This is a genomic window from Serratia sp. Z4 (assembly GCF_009900725.1).
Lineage (GTDB): Bacteria > Pseudomonadota > Gammaproteobacteria > Enterobacterales > Enterobacteriaceae > Serratia > Serratia nematodiphila.
The window spans coordinates 383,078-407,572 of the sequence record NZ_JAAABD010000002.1 but is presented as its reverse complement, the minus strand read 5'-3'; the positions used below and the strand labels follow the sequence as shown (position 1 = coordinate 407,572).

The window sequence follows — 24,495 nt, the reverse complement described above, 5'->3', positions numbered from 1 at the left end:
CGAGCAGACGCCAAACGAGCGGCTGTAACCTGGAATCGATAGGGTATGTCGATTTCAAACAAAGGAGAAATCAATGCCGGTTTAGTGAAAATATACTACGTGCTGGTAACCGTTGGCAGTCTCGACAGGGTGTATGCAGGCTTTTTTCACCAGAATATGACCTGTGTCTAACTTTCATAATGGTAACAGAGCGTCAAAAAAGACGAAAAGTTACAGTTTTGCCCACCTGCAACGGCTCTGCCGCGCAGTGGCGCTTACCACTGGAATTTTTGGGGCTTTTTTTCTGCTTTTGCACCGGGTTTGCTGGCCGTAGTCAAACAGAGTACATTAGTAATGTAAGAAAATTACAAATATCCTGCAACGAGGAGATGAACATGGCGGTAACCTCTACAGCCCAGGCGTGTGACCTGGTTATTTTCGGCGCGAAAGGTGATTTGGCGCGCCGTAAGCTGCTGCCTTCCCTGTACCAGTTAGAGAAAGCCGGACACATCCACCCGGATACGCGGATCATCGGCGTCGGCCGCGCGGAGTGGGATAAACAAGCCTATACCGAAGTGGTCAAGGAAGCGCTTGGCACCTTCATGAAGGAAAAACTGGATGACGAACTCTGGGCCACGCTAAGCGCGCGCCTGGACTTCTGCAACCTGGACGTCAACGACAGCAAGAACTTTACCAAATTGGGTAAAATGCTGGATCAGAAGCACCGCACCACCATCAACTACTTTGCCATGCCGCCAAGCACCTTTGGCGCCATCTGCAAAGGGCTGGGCGAAGCCAAGCTGAACCATGAGCCGGCGCGCGTGGTGATGGAGAAACCGCTGGGCACCGATTTGGCGTCCTCACGCGTGATCAACGATCAGGTGGCGGAGTACTTCAACGAATCCCAGGTTTACCGTATCGACCACTATCTCGGCAAAGAGACAGTGCTGAACCTGTTGGCGCTGCGTTTCGCCAACTCGCTTTTCGCCTCCAACTGGGATAACCGCACCATCGATTCGGTGCAGATCACCGTAGCGGAAGAGGTGGGCATCGAAGGGCGTTGGGGTTACTTCGACCAGGCCGGCCAGATGCGCGACATGATCCAGAACCACCTGCTGCAGATCCTGACCATGATCGCCATGTCGCCGCCGGCGGATCTGACCACCGACCGCATCCGCGACGAGAAGGTGAAGGTGCTGCGCTCGCTGCGCCGCATCGATCAGACCAATGTCCGGGAAACCACCGTGCGTGGTCAGTACACCGCCGGCTTCGTCCAGGGCAAGAAAGTGCCGGGTTATCTGGAAGAGGAAGGGGCGAACAAGAGCAGCAGCACCGAAACCTTCGTCTCTATCCGCGTGGATATCGACAACTGGCAGTGGGCCGGCGTGCCGTTCTACCTGCGTACCGGTAAACGTCTGCCGACCAAATGTTCGGAAGTGGTGGTGTACTTCAAAAACCCGCCGCTTAACCTGTTCAGCGATTCTTACCAGCAGTTGCCGCAGAACAAGCTGACCATCCGCCTGCAGCCGGACGAAGGCATCGAAATTCAGGTGCTGAACAAGGTGCCGGGGCTGGATCACAAGCACCGTCTGCAGACCACCAAGCTGGACCTGAGCTTCTCGGAAACCTTTAACCAGGAGCACGTGGCGGACGCCTACGAGCGCCTGCTGCTGGAGACCATGCGCGGCATTCAGGCGCTGTTCGTGCGCCGCGATGAAGTGGAAGAAGCCTGGAAGTGGGTCGACTCCATCATGGACGCATGGAAAGCCGACAACGAGGCGCCTAAGCCTTACCAGGCGGGCACCTGGGGACCGGTGGCCTCGGTGGCGATGATCACCCGCGACGGCCGCTCCTGGAACGAGTTCGAATAATGCGTAATGCCGGCAGCCTGTCTGCCGGCTTTTTTTTGCCTGCGATCTGCGCGTGGGCCTCATCACTTACGGTACGGCCGGACGTCCGCGCATTTGTGCGGAGCCCTGTGGCAGGGGCGTGCCATTGTTAACCGCGAGTAATGGAGAAATAACGATGAAAAACTGGAAAACCAGCGCCGAGCAGATCCTGACGGCAGGGCCGGTGGTGCCTGTTATCGTGATCAACAAGCTGGAGCAGGCGGTGCCGCTGGCGAAAGCGCTGGTTGCCGGTGGCGTGCGGGTATTGGAGGTGACGCTGCGCACCACCTGCGGGCTGGAGTCTATCCGCGCTATCGCCGAAGAGGTGCCGGAGGCGATCATCGGCGCCGGTACGGTGATCAACCCGCAGCAGCTGCGGCAGGTGACCGAAGCCGGGGCGCAGTTCGCCATCAGCCCAGGGCTGACCGAGGCCTTGCTGCAGGCGGCGACGGCGGGACCCATCCCGCTGATCCCGGGCATCAGCACCGTGTCTGAACTGATGCAGGGCACGGATCACGGTCTGCGGGAATTCAAATTCTTCCCGGCGGAAGCCAACGGCGGCGTGAAGGCGCTGCAGGCGATCGGCGGCCCGTTCCCGCAGGTGCGTTTTTGCCCGACCGGCGGCATTACGCCAAACAATTACCGCGATTATCTGGCGCTGAAAAGCGTGCTTTGCATCGGCGGTTCCTGGCTGGTGCCGGCGGACGCGCTCGAAAAAGGCGACTATGCGCGCATCACTGAACTGGCGCGCAGCGCCGTCAGCGGCGCCGCGTTGTAACCCGCGCCAGGCCTGGGGTTGGCGCTTATTTGCTCACCCGCGGATATCGCAAGGCTCAACGCTCCGTTGAGCCTTTTTTAATTTTTATCGCGATTAACTTTCTTATTTTTAACCCGTTTTTTTCTGCTTTTTGATGAAAACGGCAGTTTGCTTTCTTATTTTGGCTGTGGTAAAAATATCTCAGTTGAAAATTTTACTTTTATGAGGATATTGGGCAAATCGCACGGTGTGCGGCTGATAATAGAGAACTATTATGATGACTATTAACGGAACTACCCTCAGAACCTCTACGTGCCAACTCTTCCTGTCTGCGATCCTTGCCAGTGAGCATCACTGGTGCAGCGAGCTATAGCGTCTTTCTCCCTTAACCGGTGCAGGTAGCGGGCTTAGGCCTTCGTTCTACCGTTCAGCCGGGCAAACATTCTTTTTGCGTTTGGGTCAGTTTATCCCCAGGGATCTCTGCGTCTTGCGCGCCGTACTGCGGCCGTTCGACGAGATAAATCGGGATAAATATGCCTTGGCGCGCATTATTCGCCGTTTGGGAGAAAAATTATGATTTATTGGATCTTTTTAGGTTTGGCCATCATGACCGAAATCATCGGCACCTTGTCGATGAAATACGCCAGCGTCAATGGCGGCATGATCGGGCATATCGTGATGTACGTGATGATCACCGCGTCTTATGTGTTGCTGTCAGTAGCGGTAAAACGCGTGGCGTTGGGCGTGGCCTATGCGCTGTGGGAAGGTATCGGCATTCTGTTCATTACCCTGTTCAGCGTGCTGTGGTTCGACGAGCCCATTTCCGCGCTGAAGGTACTGGGTCTGGCTACGCTGATCGCCGGTATCATGCTGGTGAAATCCGGTACCCGCAAAGAGCGAAAACAGGTCAGCCCGCGAGGTGACAACCATGCAACAGTTTGAGTTGTACCACATTGGGTTCCTGGGATTGGCCATCGTGCTGGAAATCATCGCCAATATCTTCCTGAAGATGTCGGACGGTTTCCGTAAAATTTGGCTGGGATTGCTGTCGCTGCTGTCGGTACTCGGTGCGTTCAGCGCCCTGGCGCAAGCGGTGAAGGGCATCGATCTGTCGATCGCTTATGCGTTGTGGGGCGGTTTCGGTATCGCCGCCACTATCGCTGCGGGCTGGATCATGTTCGGCCAGCGGTTAAACGCCAAAGGCTGGATCGGCCTGGCGCTGTTGCTGGCGGGGATGGTGATCCTTAAACTGTCCTGATAGCGGGCAATAAAAAACCGCAGGCGTTGCCGTCTGCGGTTTTTTTTCGTCTGCGCTCAGGCTTACAGCGCGGCGATGATTTTGATTTCCACTTTATATTTCGGATTCATCAGCTGCGCCTGCACGGTGCAACGTACCGGCGCGCTGCCGGCAACGACCCAGGCGTCCCAGGCGGCGTTCATCGCGGCGAAGTCGGCGGTATTGGCCAGGAAGATGGTGGCGTCCAAAATGCGGCTTTTATCCGAGCCTACGCGCGCCAGCAGCACGTCGATGGCTGCAAGGGCGTTGGCGGTCTGCGCGGTCGCGTCATCATCCAGGTTCTCCGGCACGCTGGTATAGTAAACGGTCTCGTTGTGCACCACGGCTTCGGACCAGCGCTGATCGGGATCAATTCTTTCGATATTCATTTGCTTATCTCCATATCATAGTCCCGCTAAGGGTAGCACAGCCGGTGATGAAAAAGCGCGGCGATAAAGTGGGTGGTAGCCGGGCGGCAGGCTTGGCATAATCACCGCTGAATGACACCGGCAGAGAGACAGCGTGACAGACGATTTTGCAACAGACGGCGCATTGGCGCAGGCTATCAAGGGATTCAAACCGCGTGAGCCGCAGCGGCAGATGGCGCAGGCCGTCACCGAGGCGATCAATTTCAAGCAGGAGCTGGTGGTGGAAGCCGGCACCGGCACCGGCAAAACCTTCGCTTATCTGGCGCCGGCGCTGCGCGCCGATCGCAAAGTGATCATCTCCACCGGTTCGAAAGCGTTGCAGGATCAGCTGTATGCGCGCGATCTGCCCACCGTCGCCAAGGCGCTGAAGTACAAAGGCAAGCTGGCGCTGCTGAAGGGACGCTCCAACTACCTGTGTCTGGAGCGGCTGGAGCAACAGTCGATGGCCGGCGGGGAGCTGGCGGGGCAGACGCTGATCGATTTGGTGCAGCTGCGCAAGTGGTCGTCGCAGACCAAAGAAGGCGACATCAGCACCTGCAGCGAAGTGGCGGAAGACAGTTTCGTCTGGCCATTGGTGACCAGCACCAATGATAACTGTCTCGGCAGCGACTGCCCGCTGTATCAGGATTGCTTCGTGGTCAAAGCGCGCCGCCGCGCGATGGATGCGGATGTGGTGGTGGTGAACCATCACCTGTTCCTGGCGGATATGGTGGTGAAAGAGGGCGGTTTCGCCGAGCTGATCCCGGAAGCCGAGGTGATGATTTTTGATGAGGCGCACCAAATCCCCGACATCGCCAGCCAGTATTTCGGCCAGCAGCTCACCAGCCGCCAATTGTTGGATCTGGCGAAGGACATCACCATCGCCTACCGCACCGAGGTGCGCGATGCCGCCCAACTGCAAAAAAGCGCCGACCGTCTCAGCCTGAGCACGCAAGATTTTCGCCTTAATCTGGGAGAGCCGGGTTTTCGCGGCAATCTGCGCGATGTGCTCGGGGAACCGAACGTGCAGCGCGCTTTATTGCTGCTCGATGACGCGCTGGAGCTGTGTTACGACGTGATGAAGCTGTCGCTGGGGCGTTCGGCGCTGCTGGACGCCGCCTTTGAGCGCGCCACGCTGTACCGCGCGCGTCTCAAACGCCTCAAGGCGGTGACGGAGCCGGGCTACAGCTATTGGTATGAGTGCAATTCGCGCCACTTCGTGTTGGCGCTGACGCCGTTGACGGTGGCCGACCGGTTCCGCGAAATGCTGGACGAGAAGCCGGGCAGCTGGATCTTTACCTCGGCCACGCTGTCGGTCAACGATCAGTTGGGTCACTTCACCGAACGCTTGGGACTGACCAAGGCCAAAACGCTGCTGCTGCCGAGCCCGTTCGACTATGCCAAACAGGCGTTGCTGTGCGTGCCGCGCTTTTTGCCTTCGCCGAATCAGCCCGGCGGGGCGCGCCAGCTGGCGCGCATGCTGCGGCCATTAATCGAAGCCAACAACGGCCGCTGCTTCTTCTTGTGCACCTCGCACCAGATGATGCGTGAGCTGGCGGAAGAGTTTCGCGCCACGATGACGCTGCCGGTGCTGTTGCAGGGGGAAACCAGTAAAGGCCAGCTGTTGGCGCAGTTTGTCGCCGCCGGTAACGCGCTGCTGGTGGCGACCAGCAGCTTCTGGGAAGGGGTGGACGTGCGCGGCGATGCGCTGTCCTGCGTCATCATCGATAAACTGCCGTTCACGTCACCGGACGATCCGTTGCTGAAGGCGCGTATTGAAGATTGCCGCCTGCGTGGCGGCGATCCGTTCAATGATGTGCAGTTGCCGGATGCGGTCATCACCCTGAAACAGGGCGTCGGCCGTTTGATCCGCGACACCGACGATCGCGGCGTGCTGGTGATCTGCGATAACCGTCTGGTGATGCGCCCTTACGGCGAGGTGTTCCTCAATAGCCTGCCGCCCACGCCGCGCACCCGCGATCTGAAGCAGGCAATCGCCTTCCTGCAGGCCGCCGACACGTCGGCCACGTGAAAGATGAAGGGCTTACGGGGCTGTGCTACAATGCGCGCCCTGTATGAAAAACCCAGTTTTATTCCCGCCAGAGGTTGGCATGTCCACGCGAATTTTAGCGATCGATACCGCGACGGAAGCCTGTTCCGTCGCCGTCTGGAATCAAGGCGAAATCCACGCCCTGTTTGAGCTGTGCCCACGCGAGCATACGCAACGTATTTTACCTATGGTGCAGCAGGTGCTGGCGGAATCTGGCCTGGCGCTCAACCAGCTCGATGCGCTGGCCTTCGGCCGCGGCCCCGGCAGTTTTACCGGGGTGCGCATCGGCATCGGCATCGCTCAGGGCCTGGCGCTGGGCGCCGATCTGCCGATGATTGGCGTCTCCACGCTGCAAACCATGGCGCAGGGCGCCTGGCGCGTCAGCGGCGCGGAGCGTGTGCTGGCGGCGATCGATGCGCGCATGGGTGAAGTTTACTGGGGGCAGTTCGAACGCCAGGCGGACGGCCGCTGGTTGGAAAGCGAAGGCGAGGCCGTGCTGTCGCCGGCGCAGGCGCTGGAGCGTGCGCAGCGCCTGCAGGGCGAATGGGCCCACGTCGGCACCGGCTGGCAAACCTACCCCGATCTGGTCAACGGTTCCACGCTGAGCGTGCGCGATGGCCAGATGCTGTTGCCGCAGGCGCAAGACATGCTGCCGCTGGCGCTGCAGGACTGGCAAGAAGGGCTGGCGGTAGCGGTGGAAAACGCCGAGCCGACCTATCTGCGCAATGAAGTGACCTGGAAAAAACTGCCGGGCCGCGAGTAATCGCGGCGTTATTGTGCTGATGTTGATGCCGGGCGATGAAGGCCTGCAACTTGAACGCTGAAACGCGGTCAAAGTTACAGGCATTTCAGGAGATTGCGACCATGTTAATCCGCACTGCAAGTAAAAAGCTGTCGCTGCTGGCCGTCGCCTGCGGCGCGCTGGTTCTGACCGGGTGCGTCACCGTACCGGATGCGATCAAAGGCTCCAGCCCTACGCCGGTGACTCAGCTTTCCTCGGTACAAAATGCACCCAACCTGTTTACCGGCGCGGAAGCCCGTTTCGGCGGCACCGTGGTGAACGTCGCCAACGAACAGGGGCGCACGGTGCTGGAGATTGCGGCGGTGCCGCTCGACAGCGGTGCGCGGCCGATACTGGGCGAACCGTCGCGCGGCCGCTTGCTGGCCACGGTAAACGGCTTCCTCGAACCGGTCGATTTCAAAGGCCAGCTGGTGACCGTCGTCGGCGCCATTACCGGTCTGAAAGAGGGGCGAATCGGCATGACGCCGTATCGCTTCGTGACGATGAACGTGACCGGTTTCAAACGCTGGCATCTGGTGCAGCAGGTGGTGATGCCGCCGGCGCCGATGGGCCCTTGGGGCTGGCGCGGAGGTCCGTGGGGACCCGGTTGGGGCGCAGGCTATGGCTGGTACAACCCTGGCCCGGCACAGGTGCAAACCATCGTAACCGAGTAGCATACGCTTGATGTGAACAATTTTGACAGGGCGGCTCAGGCCGCCCTTTTGTTTTTTGGGATAAGGAATATCCGACAATTAGTGACGTACATCGCAACCTGAATAATGTTTAAAACCCGAACTGGTCTGCTGAGTTAAAATATTGTTATGGTTAGGCTGCGAGTTTGAGGGCTGCGATGATAATTAGTAATGATTTCAGGAGTAATACCTTGGATAAGGTCTGGTTAAAACGGTATCCGGCAGATGTGCCCGCAGAGATTGATGCCGATCGCTATTCGTCGTTGATCGAAATGTTTGAGCATGCCGTGCAGCGCTATGCCGATCAGCCCGCCTTTATCAATATGGGCGAGGTGATGACCTTCCGCAAACTGGAAGAACGCAGCCGGGCTTTCGCGGCTTACCTGCAAAATGAACTGGGCCTGAAGAAGGGCGACCGCGTCGCACTGATGATGCCTAACCTGTTGCAATACCCCATCGCCCTGTTCGGCATTCTGCGCGCCGGCATGGTGGTGGTCAACGTCAACCCGCTGTATACCCCGCGTGAGCTGGAGCACCAGTTGAACGACAGCGGCGCCAGCGCCATCGTCATCGTTTCCAACTTTGCCCATACGCTGGAAAAAGTGGTGTTCAACACTCAGGTCAAACACGTGATCCTGACGCGCATGGGCGATCAGCTGTCGGCCGCCAAAGGTACGCTGGTCAACTTCGTGGTCAAGTACGTCAAGCGCCTGGTGCCCAAATACAACCTGCCGGACGCCATTTCCTTCCGCAGCGCGCTGCAGCGCGGCCGCCGCCTGCAGTATGTAAAACCGGACATCATTAATGCCGATCTGGCCTTCCTGCAATATACGGGCGGCACCACCGGGGTGGCGAAGGGCGCGATGCTGACGCACCGCAACATGCAGGCCAACCTCGAGCAGGCCAAGGCCGCCTATTCGCCGCTGTTCCGCGAAGGGCAGGAACTGGTGGTGACGGCGTTGCCGCTGTATCACATTTTCGCGCTGACGGTGAACTGCCTGCTGTTTATCGATCTGGGCGGGCGCAATTTGCTGATCACCAACCCACGCGACATTCCGGGGCTGGTGAAAGAACTGGGCAAATATCCGTTCACCGCCATGAGCGGGGTGAATACGCTGTTCAACGCGTTGCTGAACAACGAAGAGTTCCACAAGCTCGATTTCTCTACGCTGCGTTTCTCGGTCGGCGGCGGCATGTCGGTGCAAAAAGCGGTGGCCGAGAAGTGGGAGAAAACCACCGGTAAACACCTGCTGGAAGGTTATGGCCTGACGGAGTGCGCGCCGTTGGTGGCCGGTAACCCTTACGATCTGAAACACTACAGCGGCAGCATCGGCCTGCCGGTGCCGTCGACGGACATTCGTCTGGTGGACGACAATGGCCAGGATGTACCGCCGGGCGAACCGGGCGAACTGTGGGTCAAAGGGCCGCAAGTTATGTTAGGCTATTGGCAGCGTCCGGACGCCACCGACGAAGTGCTGAAAGATGGCTGGTTGGCGACCGGCGATGTGGTGACCGTAGACGAGCAGGGGTTCGTGCGCATCGTCGACCGCAAGAAAGACATGATCCTGGTCTCCGGTTTCAACGTTTACCCGAACGAGATCGAGGACGTGGTCAGCCAGCATCCGAAAGTGCTGGAATGTGCGGCGATCGGTGTGCCGAGCGAGGTCTCCGGCGAAACGGTGAAGATCTGCGTGGTGAAGAAAGACGCCTCGCTGACCAAGGAAGAGCTGTTGACCCATTGCCGTCGGCACCTGACCGGGTATAAAGTGCCTAAAATTGTTGAGTTCCGCGATGAACTGCCGAAGTCTAACGTCGGCAAGATTTTGCGGCGAGAACTGCGCGATGAGCTAAAAACGCCGAAGCCGGCCGATGCCGCCTAGGTTTCGCTCTCGCGCCTGACTATCAACAACGCCGGTGAATGCCGGCGTTGTTGTGTTTGAATCCTACAAGAGAATGATGTTTTGAATTATCAGTTGATCACTACCGATGCCGGATTGCAGCAGGTCTGCGAGCAGGCGAGAAAGCATGCCCAGATTGCGCTGGACACCGAGTTTGTCAGAACGCGCACCTACTATCCGCAGCTGGGCCTGATCCAGCTCTACGACGGTGAACAACTCTCCCTTATCGATCCTCTGCCGATCAAGCAATGGCAGCCGTTTGTCGACCTGCTGGCCGACACCGCCGTGGTGAAGTTCCTGCATGCCGGCAGTGAAGATCTCGAAGTGTTTCTCAACGCCTTTAAAACGCTGCCGACGCCGATGGTCGACACTCAGATCCTGGCTGCCTTTACCGGCCGGCCGCTCTCCTGTGGCTTCGCGACGCTGGTGGCGGAGTATATGAAGGTTGAGCTGGACAAGAGCGAGTCGCGCACCGACTGGCTGGCGCGCCCGCTGACCGAAAGGCAATGCGTGTACGCGGCCGCCGACGTGTTCTATCTGCTGCCGATGGCTAAACAGTTGGTGCAGGAGACCGAAGAGGCCGGTTGGACCGCGGCGGCCAATAACGAGTGCCTGCTGCTGTGCCAGCGCCGTAGCGAGACGCTGGCGCCGGCATTGGCCTATCGCGAAATCAGCAACGCCTGGCAGCTGCGCCCGCGTCAGCTCGGTTGTCTGCAGAAGTTGGCGGAATGGCGGCTGCGCCAGGCGCGTGAGCGCGATCTGGCGGTGAACTTTGTGGTGCGTGAGGAGAACCTGTGGCAGGTGGCGCGCTATATGCCGTCTTCGCTGGGAGAACTGGATTCGCTGGGTCTGAGCGGGCCGGAGATCCGTTATCACGGTAAAACGCTGCTGGCGCTGGTGGCGGAGGCCGAAGCGCTGGACGAGTCCGAGTTGCCGGCGCCGTTGGCCAACCTTATCGATCAGCCGGGCTACAAGAAGGTGTTCAAAGACATCAAGGCGGCGATCGCTACCGTCAGCGAGCAAAGCGGGTTGAGCAGCGAGCTGCTGGCATCCCGTCGCCAAATTAACCAATTGTTGAACTGGCATTGGAAACTGAAGGACGGCGAGAGTCGCCCTGAATTAATCAGCGGCTGGCGCGGCGATTTATTAATGGTGCCGTTGCAGGACATCCTGAAAGATTATTAATCGCTGGTTATCACCAGGGCAGGGTAGGGAAACTCTGCTCGGGTGAATATAGGCAGGAAATAATGCGTTGAAGGTAAATCTGGCCAGAATTTACTTTAAACGAGGTGGCGGCAAAGTTAATTGGGAATTGTCCCAAAGGGAAAAATCGATTTTTTGCTGCCGATAATGCTTAATAACTGGATGCACATACAGTTACCCCCTGCATAAAATATACAGGGGGTAATTAATGCGTCGCAATCATTTAGCTGCTTCTTCCGATTCCGGTAATGTCACGTTAAGTTCAAGTACCGAAATATCGTCCCCTTTCTGCTCGAACTGCACATGCAGCATTTCAGGATCGATCTGAATGTATTTGCAAATAACCGCCAGAATATCGCGTTTCAAATCAGGCAGATACGGGGGCTCACTGTCCCCGCGACGACGCTCTGCGACGATAATCTGCAGCCGTTCCTTGGCTATATTGGCTGTCTGTTTTTTGCGGGACAGAAAGAAGTCTAATAAGGCCATGGTTTATCCCCCAAAAAGGCGTTTCAGGAAACCCTTCTTCTCTTCTTCAATGAAGCGGAATGGGCGTTCTTCCCCCAACAAGCGGCAAACGGTATCGTCATACGCCTTACCGGCGTCTGACTCGGCATCCAGAATGACAGGCTCACCCTGGTTGGAAGCGCGCAGCACGGACTGGTCTTCCGGGATTACGCCCACCAGCGGAATGCGCAGGATTTCCAGCACGTCTTCCATGCTCAGCATGTCGCCACGGCTGACGCGGCCCGGGTTATAACGGGTCAGCAGCAGGTGTTCCTTGATAGGCGATTCGCCTTTCTCAGCGCGGCGTGATTTAGAAGAGAGAATGCCCAGGATACGGTCGGAGTCGCGTACCGAAGAGACTTCCGGGTTGGTGGTGATGATAGCTTCGTCGGCGAAATACAGCGCCATCAGCGCACCGGTTTCGATACCGGCCGGTGAGTCGCAGACCACGAAGTCAAAATCCATCTCGCCGAGATCGTTGAGGACTTTTTCAACGCCTTCACGGGTTAACGCGTCTTTGTCGCGCGTCTGCGAAGCCGGCAGGATATAGAGGTTTTCAGTGCGTTTGTCTTTGATCAACGCCTGATTCAGCGTGGCATCGCCCTGAATCACGTTCACGAAATCATAAACTACCCGACGTTCGCAGCCCATGATCAGGTCAAGATTACGCAGACCGATATCGAAATCGATCACGACGGTTTTCTTGCCTTTCTGGGCCAGGCCGGTAGCGATGGCCGCGCTCGAAGTGGTCTTGCCAACGCCCCCTTTACCCGATGTAACAACAATAATGCGTGCCATGAAATGGATTCCTTGTCAAAAGGGCTTAATTTAAAGGTTGTATGGTTAAAGCGTTATCCAACAGGCTGAGTCGTACGGCCTGCCCGACGTAATCGGACGGGATTTGGTCGCTCAACCAGTACTGCCCTGCGATAGAGACTAGCTCAGCCGCCAGGTGGGTGCAAAAAATCTGACATTGCGTGTCGCCTGACGCGCCTGCCAGTGCGCGACCGCGCATCATGCCGTAGACATGAATATTGCCGTCGGCAATCAACTCGGCGCCGGCGCTGACGCTGCTGGTCACGATTAGATCGCTGTTGCGGGCGTAAATCTGTTGGCCGGAGCGGACAGGCGTACTGATGATGCGCGTTTTGGCGGGGGCGTTATCCGCCACCACGGGCGCTGGTGCAGGCTCCGGCGCCGCCATTTTCTGGCCTTTGCCTTCGCTCAGCAGCGGCAGCCCGGCGCGGGCTATCGCGCGCTTTTGACGCTCATCTCTGCAACCGCTGATACCCACAACGCGCAGACCTGCTGCCGCGACAGCCTGTTGAAGTTCTTTCCAGTTCGCATCGCCTTCCAGCGTTGCGACGTTGATAACAACAGGGGCGTTTTTCAGAAAAGCGGGCGCTTGCTCAACTTTTTCCTGTAACGCCTGGCGTATTACCTCGGGCTGCGAATTATGCAAATGAACAACCGATAGGGTAAAACTGCTGCCTTTTAGCTCAATTGGCGATTGTGACATCTATCCTGACTCAGTCTCAGCAACTTTAAATCCCCGGAATACCACTCGGGGTGCGATATTCCGATGTACTATAAGCATGTTATAGTCAGAGTTATATCCAGGCAAGACGCTCCCTCAATTAAATAGAGTTAAAAAAATGCTTTGTGTGATCTATAGAAGCCCGAAACGCGATCAAACTTATCTTTATGTCGAAAAAAAAGACGATTTCTCTCGTGTGCCGGAAGAGCTGATGAAAAGTTTCGGCGTGCCGCAATTCGCCATGATGCTGTCGCTCGATGAGCGCAAAAAATTGGCCTCGGCGGATATCGAAAAGGTGAAGCAGGCGTTGAAAGACGAAGGCTATTATCTGCAGTTCCCGCCGCCGGTTGAAAACCTGCTCAATCAGCATCTGGCGGGCGATAAGGCCTGAGACAGTCGCCACGGCCAGGGGAGGCGCGATGACACGTTCGGCGAGAAAGACCGTATTGGCCGCCTGGTTGGCGCTGGGCGGGGTGCTGATGCCCGGCGCATCGCAGGCGGCGCAGGAGACGACGCTGGCGGCGAGCGGCCGCGATCCGGCGCAGTTCCCGGCGTATGTCGATCAACTTAAGCGCCGGGCGCGGGAACAGGGCATCAGTCAGGCCACCCTTGATCGCGCGTTTGCGCAAATCCATTTCGTCGATCGGGTGATCAAGGCCGATCGCAATCAGCCGGAGCAGAAGGTAACCCTGGACGACTATCTACGGCGGGTGATGTCGCCCGCCAAGGTGCGCCAGGGGCGCGAACTGTATCGGCTGCGCCATGCGCAATGGTTGCGGGCCAGCGAGCGCTATCGGGTGCCAGGGCGTTATATCATCGCGCTGTGGGGGATGGAGAGCGCCTACGGCAAGATTCAGGGGCGGGAAGACGTGGTGTCTGCGCTGGCGACCTTGGCGTTTGAAGGGCGCCGTGAAGCTTTTTTCAGCCAGGAACTGATGGCGGCGCTGCAGATAGTTGAGCAGGGGCACGTCGGCGATACGCCGCTGAAAGGCTCCTGGGCCGGCGCGATGGGGCAATGCCAGTTTATGCCGAGCTCCTTCTTGCGCTACGCTGCGGATGGCGACGGCGACGGGCGCATCGATATCTGGAATAACATTGACGACGTTTTCGCGTCTACAGCCAGCTATTTGTCCAAAGAGGGTTGGCAGCCCGGCATCGGTTGGGGGCGCGAGGTCAAATTGCCCGCCGGTTTCAACCGGGCCGAACTGGGCCTGAAAGACGCGCAGGCGCGCAGCGTCAACGACTGGCAAAAACGCGGCGTGCGCCGCGCGGATGGCAGTGCGTTGCCACATGCCGTGCAGCGCGGTTGGATTATCGCGCCGGATGATCTGCAGGGGCGGACGTTCCTGGTCTATGATAATTTCCGCACCCTTATGCACTGGAATCGCTCTTACTATTTCGCTCTCGCCGTGGGTATGATGGCAGACGCGATCGGGCATTGATCCGGCACACCAATAATCGGCTTGGCGCGCCAAGCCTCTACAGTTTGGGAGAAGCGGTATGTATCAACATAGAGACTGGCAGGGTTCGTTGCTCGATTTCCCGGTGAACAAGGTGGTCTGCGTCGGCAGCAACTATGCCGATCACATCAAGGAAATGGGCAGCGCGGTGTCCGTCGAGCCGGTGGTGTTTATCAAACCGGAAACGGCGTTGTGTGATATTCGCCAGCCGGTGGCCATCCCCAAAGAGTTCGGTGCGGTGCATCATGAGGTGGAGCTGGCGGTATTGATCGGCACGCCGTTGAAACAGGCCAACGAAGATCGCGTTGCGCGGGCGATCGCCGGTTACGGTGTGGCGCTCGATCTGACGCTGCGCGATCTGCAAGCGGGCTTTAAAAAGGCCGGCCAGCCGTGGGAAAAGGCCAAGGCCTTCGACGGTTCCTGCCCGATGTCGGGATTTATCCCGGTGGCGGAATTCGGCGATCCGCAAAACGCCGAGCTGTCGTTGACCGTCAACGATCAATTGCGCCAGCAGGGCAATACGCGCGACATGATCACGCCAATCCTGCCGCTTATCAGCTACATGAGCCGCTTCTTCACGCTGCGCGCCGGTGACATCATCCTGACCGGCACGCCGCAGGGCGTGGGCCCGATGGCTTCCGGCGACATGCTGAAAATCAGCCTGAACGGCAAAACGCTCAGCACCCGGGTGATCTGATTTCTCCTTGCCGCCGGCATCGTCGGCGGCAAAGCTTGCATCTTGTGGCTAAAATGTCTATATAGTCCCCCCTCGAACCTGCTCGCAGGTGACTTATCCATTTACCGAAACCGGACGCTAACATGTCACAACTCGCTTTTTGGCAACAGAAAACGCTGGCGGAAATGTCAGAACAAGAGTGGGAATCGCTGTGCGACGGGTGCGGGCAATGCTGTTTGAATAAGCTGATCGACGAAGATACCGACGAGATTTATTTTACCAACGTAGCCTGCAACCAGCTCAACATCAAATCCTGCCAATGCCGCAACTACGAGCGGCGCTTCGAGCTGGAAGAAGACTGCATCAAACTGACGCGCGAAAATCTCACCACCTTCGATTGGCTGCCGCCGACCTGCGCCTATCGTCTGATTGGCGAAGGAAAGCCGCTGTTCCCCTGGCACCCGCTGATCAGCGGCTCCAAAGCGGCGATGCACGGCGAGCGCATCACGGTGCGGCATATCGCAGTGCGCGAGAGTGAAGTGGTGGACTGGCAGGATCATATCCTCAACAAGCCGGACTGGGCCAGATAACGCGGATACCTTGACAGATGTTGCTCGGCAACACGAGTTTTAATGCCAGAGGGCGGCGTGTTAAGACATTCCGCCCTCTTGGCTATTGAGCTTACGCGCGTGAGACTCTTGCTTCACGCTTTTTTATCTCGGCGATGCCAGTTGGCCAGATTTTTCAGCGGCTGCTTCACATACGGGCTGGCTTTGATCAGGCTGAACAGCAGTTTATTCACCGCCGTGCCCACTTTGTCCATTGGCCGGTCGATATCGAGAAACAACACCGCGCGCAGCTCGTCGGTATCATTGCGGACCTCGTGTTCATAAGAATCATCAAACAAAATCACCTTGCCTTCATCCCAGTGCAGGATCTGATCGTCGACGCGGATCCAGAGCTTGTCCCGATCCTTTGGCACGATCAATCCCAGATGCGCGCGCACGACGGCTCGCGTCGGGCCCTTGTGGGGCACGATGTGATAGTGCGGTTTGAGGATTGAAAACATGGCGGTGCGCATGCCCGGGATCTCGCTGACCGCCTCTGCTGTGCGCGGGCAGATGGCGCAGTTTTCATCAACCCGTTGCCCGTAGACAAACAGCCCGAAGGTTTTCCAGTTATCTCCTTTAGAGATGCGTTTCTGATCCGGTGATATTTGATGGAACGCGGGGATGTCCTCCGGGTGCTCCAGTAACCGATCCAACTCCTCGCGAATGGCCGGCCAACGGGCTTCCAGCGCCGTCACCCAATGGAATTCATGATTGCCGATCCGCGGCGTGGTGGAGATGAGCGAATGGCGAGTCTGAAATTCGCCGTTCCAGCGCAGGAATTTTTTCCCGGCTTTGAGCAGCATGCGCCGCAGGAAGGGGCGCTGAGACGAAGGGGGCAATGTGGTATCCGGCATAAATCGTGTCCTTGATGTCATTGGCCTACTGCTTTCAGCATAAGGAAAGAATCACGAACGATTTTAATCATTAGTGCGCGAGCGATGGCCGATGAGTGATACCGCGCAGAGTTAAATTTGAATGATTTATTTAAAGGCAGCGGGGACTGACGGTTGGGGGAGAAGGAAAAAAGCCCCTGCAAAGATGAGGGGCAAGACACACAACAACACCAGGGAAATCGGTAGTACTCACTTTGCCGATACTATAAGGATTTTATGGGTAAACTTCACCAAAATATTGTGCTCTGAATGTGACAAAGGTGCAGTCGTTCATAAGTAACGGTAATTTATTGATGCTCGAAGGCTGAAAGGAATGAGCCAGAGCGGCCAGTTTTTAGTCGCCGATATCGCAGAAGTTTAATGTTATGTAAATTACGCGCTTAATTGTGCCGGGATGCTTCTTTTTAAACGACAAGTTGGGTAATTTGGCCGTTCTCCCGCAAGTTCGAGAGTATAACAATGAAAATGATCCGCCTGTTTGCCGTAGCTGGAGCGCTGATCGTGCTCGTTTACTTCCTTACACATACCTGAGGTGGCTTTATCTCGGAATGTGGCAGCAATACCTAAAAAAACGGCGCCTTCCGGCGCCGTTTTTTGTTTGTCTGCCGATCAGCGGCCGAACAGGTCGCGGCGGCGTGGGCGAACAAACTGCGCGATCAGCACAATCAGCGCCACCAGCAGATAGGCGCCGAAGATGCCGACCAACCATTGCGGCATTTCCAACGTCAGGAATTGCCATTGACGCACGGAGCAGTCACCGGAAGCGTGGAACACCGCCGGCAGCCATTTGTCCAGCGGCAGCCAGGACGGGAAGCTGACGAAGAAATCGCAGGTATTGAATGGCGAAGGATGCAACTGGATCATGGTGTGCTTCCACGCCAGCTGTACGCCTTCCCAGGCGCTGTAGATCCACAGCAAGATCGCCGCGTAGCGCAGCGGCGTTTTCGGCGCGATGGCGCCCACCAGCGAGGCGCCGAGGATACCGAACAGCGCGCAACGCTCGTAAATGCACATCACGCACGGCTGCAGCAGCATAACGTGCTGGAAATAGAGCGCGACCAGTTCCAACACCAACGCTGTCAGGGCCATCAGCAGCCAGGCGCCGCGTCCTTGTGAACAGCGGTTAAAGAATTGCAACATATCTAGATTCTTCCATGCAGTAAGCAATTGAACCGGCAGTGTAAACCAATTCCTCTTCGCTGCCAGCCACCTGGGCCGGATTCAGCGTAAAAATAGTCGGTTCACCCTGCCGGCGCCGTCTCAGTGGCCGACGGCGTCGATGGACGGCAGCGTCAGCCAGTGCCACTGTGTCAACAGTTCGGTCGCTGGCTCCAGCGTGAACTGTACGCACAGCAGGCCGACCACGGTCAATACGATCGTATAAGGCAGGGCCATCCACACCATGCGGCCATACGACAGACGCACCAGCGGCGCCAAGGCCGACGTCAACAGAAACAGAAACGCCGCCTGCCCATTAGGGGTAGCGACCGAGGGCAGGTTGGTGCCGGTATTGATGGCGACCGCCAGCAGCTCGAACTGCTTCAGCCCGATAGCGCCGGTTTCCAGCGCGGTGCGCGCCTCGTTGATGTAAACCGTGCCGACGAACACGTTGTCGGAAACCGACGACAGCAGGCCGTTGAACAGGTAGAACAGCGAAAGCTGAGAAGCGGGCTCGGCGCGCAGCACAAACTGGATCACCGGGCTGAACAGGTGCTGCTCGATGATGACCGCGACCACGGTGAAAAACACCGTCAGCAGCGCGGTGAACGGCAGCGCTTCCTGGAACGCTTTGCCGATGGCGTGCTCGTCGTTCACGCCGCACAGGGAGGTGGCGAGAACGATGACCGACAGGCCAATCAGCCCCACTTCAGCCAGGTGGAAGGCCAGCGCCAGCACCAGCCAAACGCCGATCAGCGCTTGCATCACCAGTTTGAGCCGTTCTTGTTTGCTACGGCCCGCAGTGGCCTTGCGGTCATACTCTTTCAGCACGTCGCGTACCGCTTCCGGTAGCTGCGCGCCGTAGCCAAACAGGCGAAAACGTTCTACCAGCCAACAAACTAGCAGACCGCACACCAACACCGGCAGCGTGACCGGCGCCATTCGCAGGAAGAAATCGATAAAACCCCAGCCCGCGTTTTTGGCGATGATCAGGTTTTGCGGCTCGCCCACCATGGTCATGACCCCGCCGAGCGCAGTGCCGACGCCGGCGTGCATTAGCAGGCTGCGCAGAAAGGCGCGGAATTGCTCCAGCGTCTGTTTGCGCTCTTCGCCGGTAAAATCGCTGTCATCGCCGATGTCGCCGTCGGGGCGATTCGACGTCACGTTGTGATAGATGGAATAGAAGCCGGTGGCCACGCTGATCACCACCGCCACGACCGTCAGCGCGTCGAGGAAGGCGGAAAGAAAGGCAGCGGCCAGGCAGAACGCCAGCGACAGCAGCGTTTTCGAGCGGATGTTGAGCAGCAGCTTGGTGAACACGAACAGCAGCAGTTGCTTCATAAAGTAGATGCCGGCCACCATAAAGATCAGCAGCAGCAACACGTCCAGATTATGTTCGATTTCCTGCGAGACCTGCGCCGGGCTGGTCATGCCGATGGCCACGGCCTCGAGCGCCAGCAGGCCGCCAGGCAGCAACGGGTAACATTTCAACGCCATCGCCAGGGTAAAGATGAACTCGATCACCAACAGCCAACCCGCGAGAAACGGGCTGGCGAAAAAGAACACCAGCGGGTTGATCGCCAGGAAAATGAGAATGGTCAGTTTGTACCAGTCGGGAGATTGCCCCAGGAAGTTTTTGAGCAGGGCGCTGCGCAGGGTTGTTTCCATTGTCCTTTATGCATCCTTAAATCAGTCGTAGCACGTACCCTAACAACGCGGCGGGGGCGGGCGCAACCGGAGCTTGTTTTACGGCGGCAAATTTCTCAGGGCCGGTGTTTTTGCGCGTTTTTTGCCACGTTATGCACACTTTCGTTTATTGTTTTTCGCTCACGCTATGTCATGTCAGCACGATCTGGTATGATGAGCTGATTACTTTTACTGATTTTATCGTCGCAACGGAACGTCAAACACATGGTCATAAAGGCGCAGAGTCCTGCCGGTTTCGCGGAAGAGTACATTATTGAGAGTATTTGGAATAATCGCTTCCCCCCTGGCTCTATTTTGCCCGCGGAGCGTGAGCTTTCGGAGTTGATTGGCGTCACGCGCACCACGTTACGTGAAGTGTTGCAACGTCTGGCCCGCGATGGCTGGTTGACCATTCAGCATGGTAAACCGACCAAAGTGAACAATTTTTGGGAAACGTCCGGCCTCAATATCCTTGAGACGGTGGCCCGTCTCGATCACAAAAGCGTCCCTCAGCTGATCGATAACCTGCTGTCCGTGCGCACCAATATCGCGTCGATCTTTATTCGCGCTGCGGTGCGCAATCATCCTGAGCAGGCGCAGGAAGTGCTGGCGAAAGCCGCCGAGGTGGAAGATCAGGCGGATGCCTTCAATGTCCTGGACTATGAGATCTTCCGTGGTCTGGCGTTCGCTTCCGGCAACCCGATCTATGGCCTGATCTTCAACGGTCTGAAAGGGCTGTACACCCGCGTGGGCCGTTACTACTTCTCCAATCCGGAAGCGCGCAAGCTGGCGCTGGCCTTCTACAGCAAGCTGTCCACGCTGTGCCATGAGAAATTGTACGACCAGGTGATGGATACCGTGCGCAGCTACGGTAAAGACAGCGGAGCGATTTGGCAGAGCATGCAGGGCACCATGCCGAGCGATCTGACCGAAGCGCGTCGCTGATTGCGGCTCTCATAGCAATTATTTAATAGATATTAACTCACAGTGTAATTTTTACACTGTGAGTTTTTTTTCTAATTTTTCAGGATGTCTTTATTATCAGGAGATGATGTGGTGGTTTTTAGATGAACTATTTGTTCTTTCATTACAGCTTGTTAAAGCTTTAGCTTAAAATAGGCCAGTGAAATTCATGTTAGTGGTTTTTAGGAGGTTTATTAAATTATCATGAAGGGCACCGGAAGAACCGGTGCCAAGGGTGGTTTTAAACTTCGTTATAGCCCGTGCAGAGCATATATACTGCCTAACGTAGTTAAATGCTGGTTGTCATAATAAAACGGACGATCTTTTGACTTAAACTTGCAGCCGGTATTATCGCATAAGTTATCAGCAGGGTTGAATTTTCTAATGCCTTTTTCTTGTGCAATAGAAGTCAATAAGTCGTTTACGTCCGAGTGTGGCAGTTGATAGCGATCGGTAAATTCACCTGCTGTTTTTTCTCTTGAAAGTAAACTGTTTATTAATTTGCGTAAGGGTATTTGTTGATTGTCGATGTTTTTAACTACATCGAAGTCAAGTTGGGGGACATCACTGACTATTATAACCTCCTTGCGAGCGGCTTTTAATTGGTTTACTAACTCATTAAGGCCTGAGCTTAAAGCAGATATTCCAGTTTCTGTCGTTACAGTACTTTTGTAGCTTCCACTATTATCATAGATGGCCGAGTCCCACAAAGCGGAGATAATAACAGTTTTTATTTTTTTGTTTTCACTTATAAGGTTCAATGCATTTTTATTAAACTCATCACATTCAGCACCATGTGCTGGGTAGGTATTAATGGTTCGTGTTGCGCCAACCAGCATTGGGCATGAAGCTTTATTAATTTGATACACGACTAAATTGTTATTTTTCGCATACTTTTCAACGCCGCCTCGTAAGGCCGCTGCATGGCTATCACCCACGAGAGCAACGGCATCCTGACTGGAGTTTGGGAGGCAGGTTTCATCTCTAGAGTAGGTTTTTGCTCCATACCCTACCAGACAACGGTCAGCAACTCTCTCTAACTTGTCCTTGTCGACTTGCACGACCTCCGGACTGAGTCTTTGTGGTATACCTTTCAAGAGATAACCGAGAGCGGTCGGTAAGAGCAATGCTGCTGAAACCAAGATGTAACCAAAAATGATCTTCGGATTGGATAGGTGAACCCTTTTTCTGAATGGAGTTTCAACAAAGAGATAGGAGAGGTAAGCAATAAATAAGGCAACGGTTGATATCAGTAAGCCGGCATGTAATGACAGTCTCTCGTCGATACCTATGCGAGCAAAAGAAAGCAGAGGCCAGTGCCACAGATACCAAGAATAAGATACTAATCCAATAAATACCATCACACGGTTGCCAAGAATGATTGAGCTTAACTTACCGTTGCTTAGAATTAAAAAAATCGAACCGAGCACGGGTAAGGTGGCGGAATAACCTGGGAACTCCGTTTTTTTGTCAAAAGTTAGCGCTGCAAATAATATCATTGCGAGCCCGGCCAAAAAAAGCCATTCTCTATGTGAAGCTTTCAAACTGTTGAATCGTCCCTCTTTATGCATTATTGAAATAATTACGCCAGCACCCAACTCCCATGCCCGAGTTGGAAGCATGAAAAACGAAAAGAGAGGTGATGTTTTTGTAAGGATAATGCAAAGAATAAAAGAGGCTATCGATAGTACAGAAATAGTCTTAACTACTTTAATATTTGCCTTGACAATAATGGAGAAAATAATTGGCAGGAAAATATAAAACTGTTCTTCAACGCCTAATGACCACGTCATTAATAACGGATTTAACTCTGCACTTGGCGAAAAATAGTTTGTTTTATGCCAAAGCATTATGTTAGGAACGGATAAGATTGTCGCACTGGAAAAAAGGCTGAAGTCTTTTAGCTCTAATGCAGATAGATAGAAAAAGGCAAAGGCAGAGCATACTATCAGCATTGCAATCAAGGCTGGTGCGATTCGTTTTATTCGACGGACATAGAATTTTGAATAAGAGAATTTATTCTGTGTTGTTTCTGTATAGATAATTCCGCCAATTAAGAAGCCTGATATAACAAAGAAAACGTCGACACCGATAAAACCACCACTGAGAAAACCGACTCCCGAGTGATAAAGAACAACCAGAATTATTGCAATGGCACGTAAGCCGTCAATATCACGTCTATAGTTTTTTACTGTTTCTTTTACTACATTTTCCATTAGTCCACCTGGATACTCGCTGAGCATTAAATAATCACTGAGCGCATTGGAGTAAATACGTTGGCATAATGCAAAGGTATGTCAATTTTGTAAAGTGAAAAAGGGGGATGTCACGCTTTAGGAATTTTCCCTTGTGTCTATAGTCGTAGAGGCGCTCAATGTGCCCCTGCCACTCCCTGACTATGTTTATAGGTTGTGGCGGGGCAAGGGCGGTTACAGCGGCGTAGGCCGCGGCGGGCAGCGATCGAGCAACTCTACACTGCCGTCATCATTTTGCTGCTCGAGGATCACGTCGAAGCCCCACAGGCGATGCAGGTGCTTCAACACGTCGCGGCGGCTCTTATCCAGTGGCGCGCGTTCCTGCGGGATGTAGCGCAATGTCAGCGAGCGGTCACCGCGCAGATCCACGTTCCAGATCTGAATGTTCGGCTCATGGTTGCTCAAGTTGTATTGCGCTGACAGCTCCTGGCGGATCGCCCGGTAACCGGCTTCGTTATGGATTGCGGCAATCTCCAGATAGTTGTTGCGATCGTCGTCCAGCACGGTGAACAACCGGAAATCGCGCATCACTTTGGGTGACAGGAACTGGCTGATAAAGCTCTCGTCCTTGAAGTCGCGCATGGCGAAGTGCAATGTCTCCAGCCAGTCTTTTCCGGCGATGTCCGGGAACCAGTAGCGGTCTTCTTCGGTCGGCGACTGGCAGATGCGCTTGATGTCCTGGAACATGGCGAAGCCCAGCGCATAAGGGTTGATGCCGTTATAGTACGGGCTGTTGTACGGCGGCTGATACACCACGTTGGTGTGGCTGTGCAAAAACTCCAGCATAAACCGCTCGGTCACTCGGCCCTCATCGTACAGATGGTTGAGGATGGTGTAATGCCAGAAGGTGGCCCAACCCTCGTTCATCACCTGAGTCTGCTTTTGCGGGTAGAAATACTGGCTGACCTTGCGCACGATGCGCAACACCTCACGCTGCCAGGGTTCCAGCAGCGGTGCATTCTTTTCAATAAAATAGAGGATATTTTCCTGCGGTTCGCTCGGGTACCGGCGCGCCTGCTCCGGCGACTCTTCGCGTTCAACGCGTGGCAAGGTCTTCCATAACGTATTCACCTGGCTTTGCAGATACTCTTCGCGGCTTTTCTGGCGCGCTTTCTCTTCCACCAGGGAGATTTTCTGCGGGCGCTTGTACCTGTCGACCCCATAGTTCATCAGCGCATGGCAAGAGTCCAGCAGTCGCTCCACTTCATCGACGCCGTAGCGCTCTTCGCACTGGCTGATGTAGTGGCGGGCGAACAGCAGATAATCGACGATGGAGCTGGCATCGGTCCAGCTGCGGAACAGATAGTTATTCTTGAAGAACGAGTTGTGGCCATAGCAGGCGTGCGCCATCACCAGCGCCTGCATGGTGATGGTGTTCTCCTCCATCAGGTAGGCGATGCAGGGATTGGAGTTGATGACGATTTCATACGCCAGCCCTTGCTGGCCCTGTTTGTAGCGCTGTTCGGTTTCGATGAACTTCTTGCCGAAGGACCAATGGGTATAGTTGATCGGCATGCCGACGCTCGAATAGGCGTCCATCATCTGCTCGGAGGTGATCACCTCGATTTGATGGGGGTAGGTGTCGAGTCGGTAATGCTTGGCGACGCGGTCGATCTGCTCCAAATACACCTGCAGCAGTTCGAACGTCCAGTCCGGTCCATCGCTCAGACGTTTATCATCCTTAACCTTTTCATGTGTTGAAGTAGTCATCAGCGCACCCTCATTATTCACGGGTCTTGCTCAAACGGCAGACCCTGTAACAAGCATAGTTCAAGTCATAATTAACCATTGCAAATCAGTGAAATAAAAATGCCGGT

The 24,495-nt window shown here is 55.6% G+C and carries 23 protein-coding genes; 14 read left to right on the top strand and 9 right to left on the bottom strand.

The features are described 5' to 3' along the window. Positions 1-374: 374 nt before the first annotated feature. From zwf to mdtI, 4 genes are all read left to right on the top strand, one after another. Positions 375-1,850: a glucose-6-phosphate dehydrogenase gene (gene zwf, locus GT753_RS09780; protein WP_004932333.1), complete on the top strand. Its 1,476-nt coding sequence runs from the start codon at positions 375-377 to the stop codon at positions 1,848-1,850. Positions 1,851-2,004: 154 nt separating this feature from the next. Then, positions 2,005-2,646 carry a bifunctional 4-hydroxy-2-oxoglutarate aldolase/2-dehydro-3-deoxy-phosphogluconate aldolase gene (locus GT753_RS09775; RefSeq protein ID WP_160125558.1) on the top strand — a complete coding sequence of 214 codons (642 nt, stop codon included), beginning with the start codon at positions 2,005-2,007 and terminating at the stop codon, positions 2,644-2,646. A gap of 552 nt (positions 2,647-3,198) precedes the next feature. Beyond that, positions 3,199-3,567: a multidrug/spermidine efflux SMR transporter subunit MdtJ gene (gene mdtJ / locus GT753_RS09770; RefSeq protein ID WP_004932327.1), complete on the top strand. Its 369-nt coding sequence runs from the start codon at positions 3,199-3,201 to the stop codon at positions 3,565-3,567. Beyond that, positions 3,554-3,883: a multidrug/spermidine efflux SMR transporter subunit MdtI gene (mdtI, locus tag GT753_RS09765; RefSeq protein WP_004932324.1), complete on the top strand. Its 330-nt coding sequence runs from the start codon at positions 3,554-3,556 to the stop codon at positions 3,881-3,883. The genes mdtJ and mdtI overlap by 14 nt, the downstream gene beginning before the upstream one ends. Before the next feature lie 62 nt (positions 3,884-3,945). Here mdtI and GT753_RS09760 read toward each other — a convergent pair whose 3' ends face one another. Further along, positions 3,946-4,290, bottom strand: coding sequence for a RidA family protein (locus GT753_RS09760; RefSeq protein WP_015378124.1), 345 nt, complete (start codon positions 4,288-4,290; stop codon positions 3,946-3,948). Positions 4,291-4,423: 133 nt separating this feature from the next. On the opposite strand from GT753_RS09760, the gene GT753_RS09755 reads away from it, so the two are divergent. The 5 genes from GT753_RS09755 to rnd all read left to right on the top strand — a co-directional run bounded on the left by GT753_RS09755 (position 4,424) and on the right by rnd (position 10,914). Beyond that, positions 4,424-6,340, top strand: coding sequence for an ATP-dependent DNA helicase (locus GT753_RS09755; RefSeq protein ID WP_004932318.1), 1,917 nt, complete (start codon positions 4,424-4,426; stop codon positions 6,338-6,340). A 79-nt stretch (positions 6,341-6,419) separates the two neighbouring features. Continuing rightward, positions 6,420-7,121 carry a tRNA (adenosine(37)-N6)-threonylcarbamoyltransferase complex dimerization subunit type 1 TsaB gene (gene tsaB / locus GT753_RS09750; protein ID WP_021503868.1) on the top strand — a complete coding sequence of 234 codons (702 nt, stop codon included), beginning with the start codon at positions 6,420-6,422 and terminating at the stop codon, positions 7,119-7,121. Positions 7,122-7,222: 101 nt separating this feature from the next. After that, the gene (locus GT753_RS09745) at positions 7,223-7,813 is read left to right on the top strand and encodes a Slp family lipoprotein (RefSeq protein WP_160125557.1); all 591 of its coding nucleotides are present in this window, start codon (positions 7,223-7,225) and stop codon (positions 7,811-7,813) included. A 209-nt stretch (positions 7,814-8,022) separates the two neighbouring features. After that, entirely contained in the window at positions 8,023-9,711 is a 1,689-nt protein-coding gene (fadD, locus tag GT753_RS09740) for a long-chain-fatty-acid--CoA ligase FadD (protein WP_004932309.1), read from the top strand. Between the two features lie 81 nt (positions 9,712-9,792). Further along, positions 9,793-10,914 carry a ribonuclease D gene (rnd, locus tag GT753_RS09735; protein WP_015378121.1) on the top strand — a complete coding sequence of 374 codons (1,122 nt, stop codon included), beginning with the start codon at positions 9,793-9,795 and terminating at the stop codon, positions 10,912-10,914. 237 nt (positions 10,915-11,151) lie between these two features. On the opposite strand, the gene minE is transcribed toward rnd, so the two are convergent. The 3 genes from minE to minC are packed head-to-tail and all read right to left on the bottom strand — an operon-like array spanning position 11,152 to position 12,958. After that, complete coding sequence (gene minE, locus GT753_RS09730; RefSeq protein ID WP_004932303.1) at positions 11,152-11,421, bottom strand: cell division topological specificity factor MinE; 270 nt, start codon at positions 11,419-11,421, stop codon at positions 11,152-11,154. A gap of 3 nt (positions 11,422-11,424) precedes the next feature. Further along, positions 11,425-12,237 carry a septum site-determining protein MinD gene (gene minD, locus GT753_RS09725; protein ID WP_004932300.1) on the bottom strand — a complete coding sequence of 271 codons (813 nt, stop codon included), beginning with the start codon at positions 12,235-12,237 and terminating at the stop codon, positions 11,425-11,427. Positions 12,238-12,262: 25 nt separating this feature from the next. Then, positions 12,263-12,958, bottom strand: coding sequence for a septum site-determining protein MinC (gene minC, locus GT753_RS09720; RefSeq protein ID WP_004932297.1), 696 nt, complete (start codon positions 12,956-12,958; stop codon positions 12,263-12,265). A gap of 136 nt (positions 12,959-13,094) precedes the next feature. On the opposite strand from minC, the gene GT753_RS09715 reads away from it, so the two are divergent. The 4 genes from GT753_RS09715 to GT753_RS09700 all read left to right on the top strand — a co-directional run bounded on the left by GT753_RS09715 (position 13,095) and on the right by GT753_RS09700 (position 15,702). Then, positions 13,095-13,367, top strand: a complete 273-nt coding sequence (locus GT753_RS09715) for a YcgL domain-containing protein (RefSeq protein WP_004932294.1) — start codon at positions 13,095-13,097, stop codon at positions 13,365-13,367. Positions 13,368-13,455: 88 nt separating this feature from the next. Continuing rightward, positions 13,456-14,418: a lytic transglycosylase domain-containing protein gene (locus tag GT753_RS09710; protein WP_230858006.1), complete on the top strand. Its 963-nt coding sequence runs from the start codon at positions 13,456-13,458 to the stop codon at positions 14,416-14,418. A gap of 58 nt (positions 14,419-14,476) precedes the next feature. After that, positions 14,477-15,133 (top strand): fumarylacetoacetate hydrolase family protein, encoded by a 657-nt coding sequence (locus tag GT753_RS09705; protein ID WP_004932286.1) that lies wholly within the window; start codon positions 14,477-14,479, stop codon positions 15,131-15,133. Positions 15,134-15,255: 122 nt separating this feature from the next. Further along, a complete protein-coding gene (locus GT753_RS09700; RefSeq protein ID WP_004932284.1) occupies positions 15,256-15,702 on the top strand; it encodes a YcgN family cysteine cluster protein in 447 nt (148 codons plus the stop codon). Between the two features lie 113 nt (positions 15,703-15,815). On the opposite strand, the gene GT753_RS09695 is transcribed toward GT753_RS09700, so the two are convergent. From GT753_RS09695 to nhaB, 3 genes are all read right to left on the bottom strand, one after another. Continuing rightward, positions 15,816-16,577 (bottom strand): aspartyl/asparaginyl beta-hydroxylase domain-containing protein, encoded by a 762-nt coding sequence (locus GT753_RS09695; RefSeq protein WP_015378119.1) that lies wholly within the window; start codon positions 16,575-16,577, stop codon positions 15,816-15,818. 648 nt (positions 16,578-17,225) lie between these two features. Beyond that, on the bottom strand, positions 17,226-17,756 hold the full coding sequence (gene dsbB / locus GT753_RS09690) for a disulfide bond formation protein DsbB (RefSeq protein WP_004932277.1): 531 nt from the start codon (positions 17,754-17,756) through the stop codon (positions 17,226-17,228). A gap of 120 nt (positions 17,757-17,876) precedes the next feature. After that, complete coding sequence (nhaB, locus tag GT753_RS09685) at positions 17,877-19,442, bottom strand: sodium/proton antiporter NhaB (protein WP_160125556.1); 1,566 nt, start codon at positions 19,440-19,442, stop codon at positions 17,877-17,879. Positions 19,443-19,685: 243 nt separating this feature from the next. Between nhaB and fadR the strand changes: the two genes are divergently transcribed. Next, positions 19,686-20,405, top strand: coding sequence for a fatty acid metabolism transcriptional regulator FadR (gene fadR / locus GT753_RS09680; protein ID WP_015378117.1), 720 nt, complete (start codon positions 19,686-19,688; stop codon positions 20,403-20,405). 269 nt (positions 20,406-20,674) lie between these two features. Here the strand turns inward: fadR and GT753_RS09675 are convergent, their stop codons facing one another. Both GT753_RS09675 and GT753_RS09670 read right to left on the bottom strand, forming a co-directional pair. Beyond that, positions 20,675-22,639: an acyltransferase family protein gene (locus tag GT753_RS09675; RefSeq protein WP_015378116.1), complete on the bottom strand. Its 1,965-nt coding sequence runs from the start codon at positions 22,637-22,639 to the stop codon at positions 20,675-20,677. Between the two features lie 213 nt (positions 22,640-22,852). Beyond that, complete coding sequence (locus GT753_RS09670; protein WP_015378115.1) at positions 22,853-24,388, bottom strand: SpoVR family protein; 1,536 nt, start codon at positions 24,386-24,388, stop codon at positions 22,853-22,855. Positions 24,389-24,495 lie beyond the last annotated feature (107 nt).

Coding starts and splice junctions, on each gene's coding strand:
- zwf (WP_004932333.1), top strand. CDS start 375: ATGGCGGTAACCTCTACAGCCCAGGCGTGTGACCTGGTTATTTTCGGC.
- GT753_RS09775 (WP_160125558.1), top strand. CDS start 2,005: ATGAAAAACTGGAAAACCAGCGCCGAGCAGATCCTGACGGCAGGGCCG.
- mdtJ (WP_004932327.1), top strand. CDS start 3,199: ATGATTTATTGGATCTTTTTAGGTTTGGCCATCATGACCGAAATCATC.
- mdtI (WP_004932324.1), top strand. CDS start 3,554: ATGCAACAGTTTGAGTTGTACCACATTGGGTTCCTGGGATTGGCCATC.
- GT753_RS09760 (WP_015378124.1), bottom strand. CDS start 4,290: ATGAATATCGAAAGAATTGATCCCGATCAGCGCTGGTCCGAAGCCGTG.
- tsaB (WP_021503868.1), top strand. CDS start 6,420: ATGTCCACGCGAATTTTAGCGATCGATACCGCGACGGAAGCCTGTTCC.
- GT753_RS09745 (WP_160125557.1), top strand. CDS start 7,223: ATGTTAATCCGCACTGCAAGTAAAAAGCTGTCGCTGCTGGCCGTCGCC.
- minE (WP_004932303.1), bottom strand. CDS start 11,421: ATGGCCTTATTAGACTTCTTTCTGTCCCGCAAAAAACAGACAGCCAAT.
- minD (WP_004932300.1), bottom strand. CDS start 12,237: ATGGCACGCATTATTGTTGTTACATCGGGTAAAGGGGGCGTTGGCAAG.
- minC (WP_004932297.1), bottom strand. CDS start 12,958: ATGTCACAATCGCCAATTGAGCTAAAAGGCAGCAGTTTTACCCTATCG.
- GT753_RS09715 (WP_004932294.1), top strand. CDS start 13,095: ATGCTTTGTGTGATCTATAGAAGCCCGAAACGCGATCAAACTTATCTT.
- GT753_RS09710 (WP_230858006.1), top strand. CDS start 13,456: ATGCCCGGCGCATCGCAGGCGGCGCAGGAGACGACGCTGGCGGCGAGC.
- GT753_RS09705 (WP_004932286.1), top strand. CDS start 14,477: ATGTATCAACATAGAGACTGGCAGGGTTCGTTGCTCGATTTCCCGGTG.
- GT753_RS09700 (WP_004932284.1), top strand. CDS start 15,256: ATGTCACAACTCGCTTTTTGGCAACAGAAAACGCTGGCGGAAATGTCA.
- GT753_RS09695 (WP_015378119.1), bottom strand. CDS start 16,577: ATGCCGGATACCACATTGCCCCCTTCGTCTCAGCGCCCCTTCCTGCGG.
- dsbB (WP_004932277.1), bottom strand. CDS start 17,756: ATGTTGCAATTCTTTAACCGCTGTTCACAAGGACGCGGCGCCTGGCTG.
- nhaB (WP_160125556.1), bottom strand. CDS start 19,442: ATGGAAACAACCCTGCGCAGCGCCCTGCTCAAAAACTTCCTGGGGCAA.
- fadR (WP_015378117.1), top strand. CDS start 19,686: ATGGTCATAAAGGCGCAGAGTCCTGCCGGTTTCGCGGAAGAGTACATT.
- GT753_RS09675 (WP_015378116.1), bottom strand. CDS start 22,639: ATGGAAAATGTAGTAAAAGAAACAGTAAAAAACTATAGACGTGATATT.
- GT753_RS09670 (WP_015378115.1), bottom strand. CDS start 24,388: ATGACTACTTCAACACATGAAAAGGTTAAGGATGATAAACGTCTGAGC.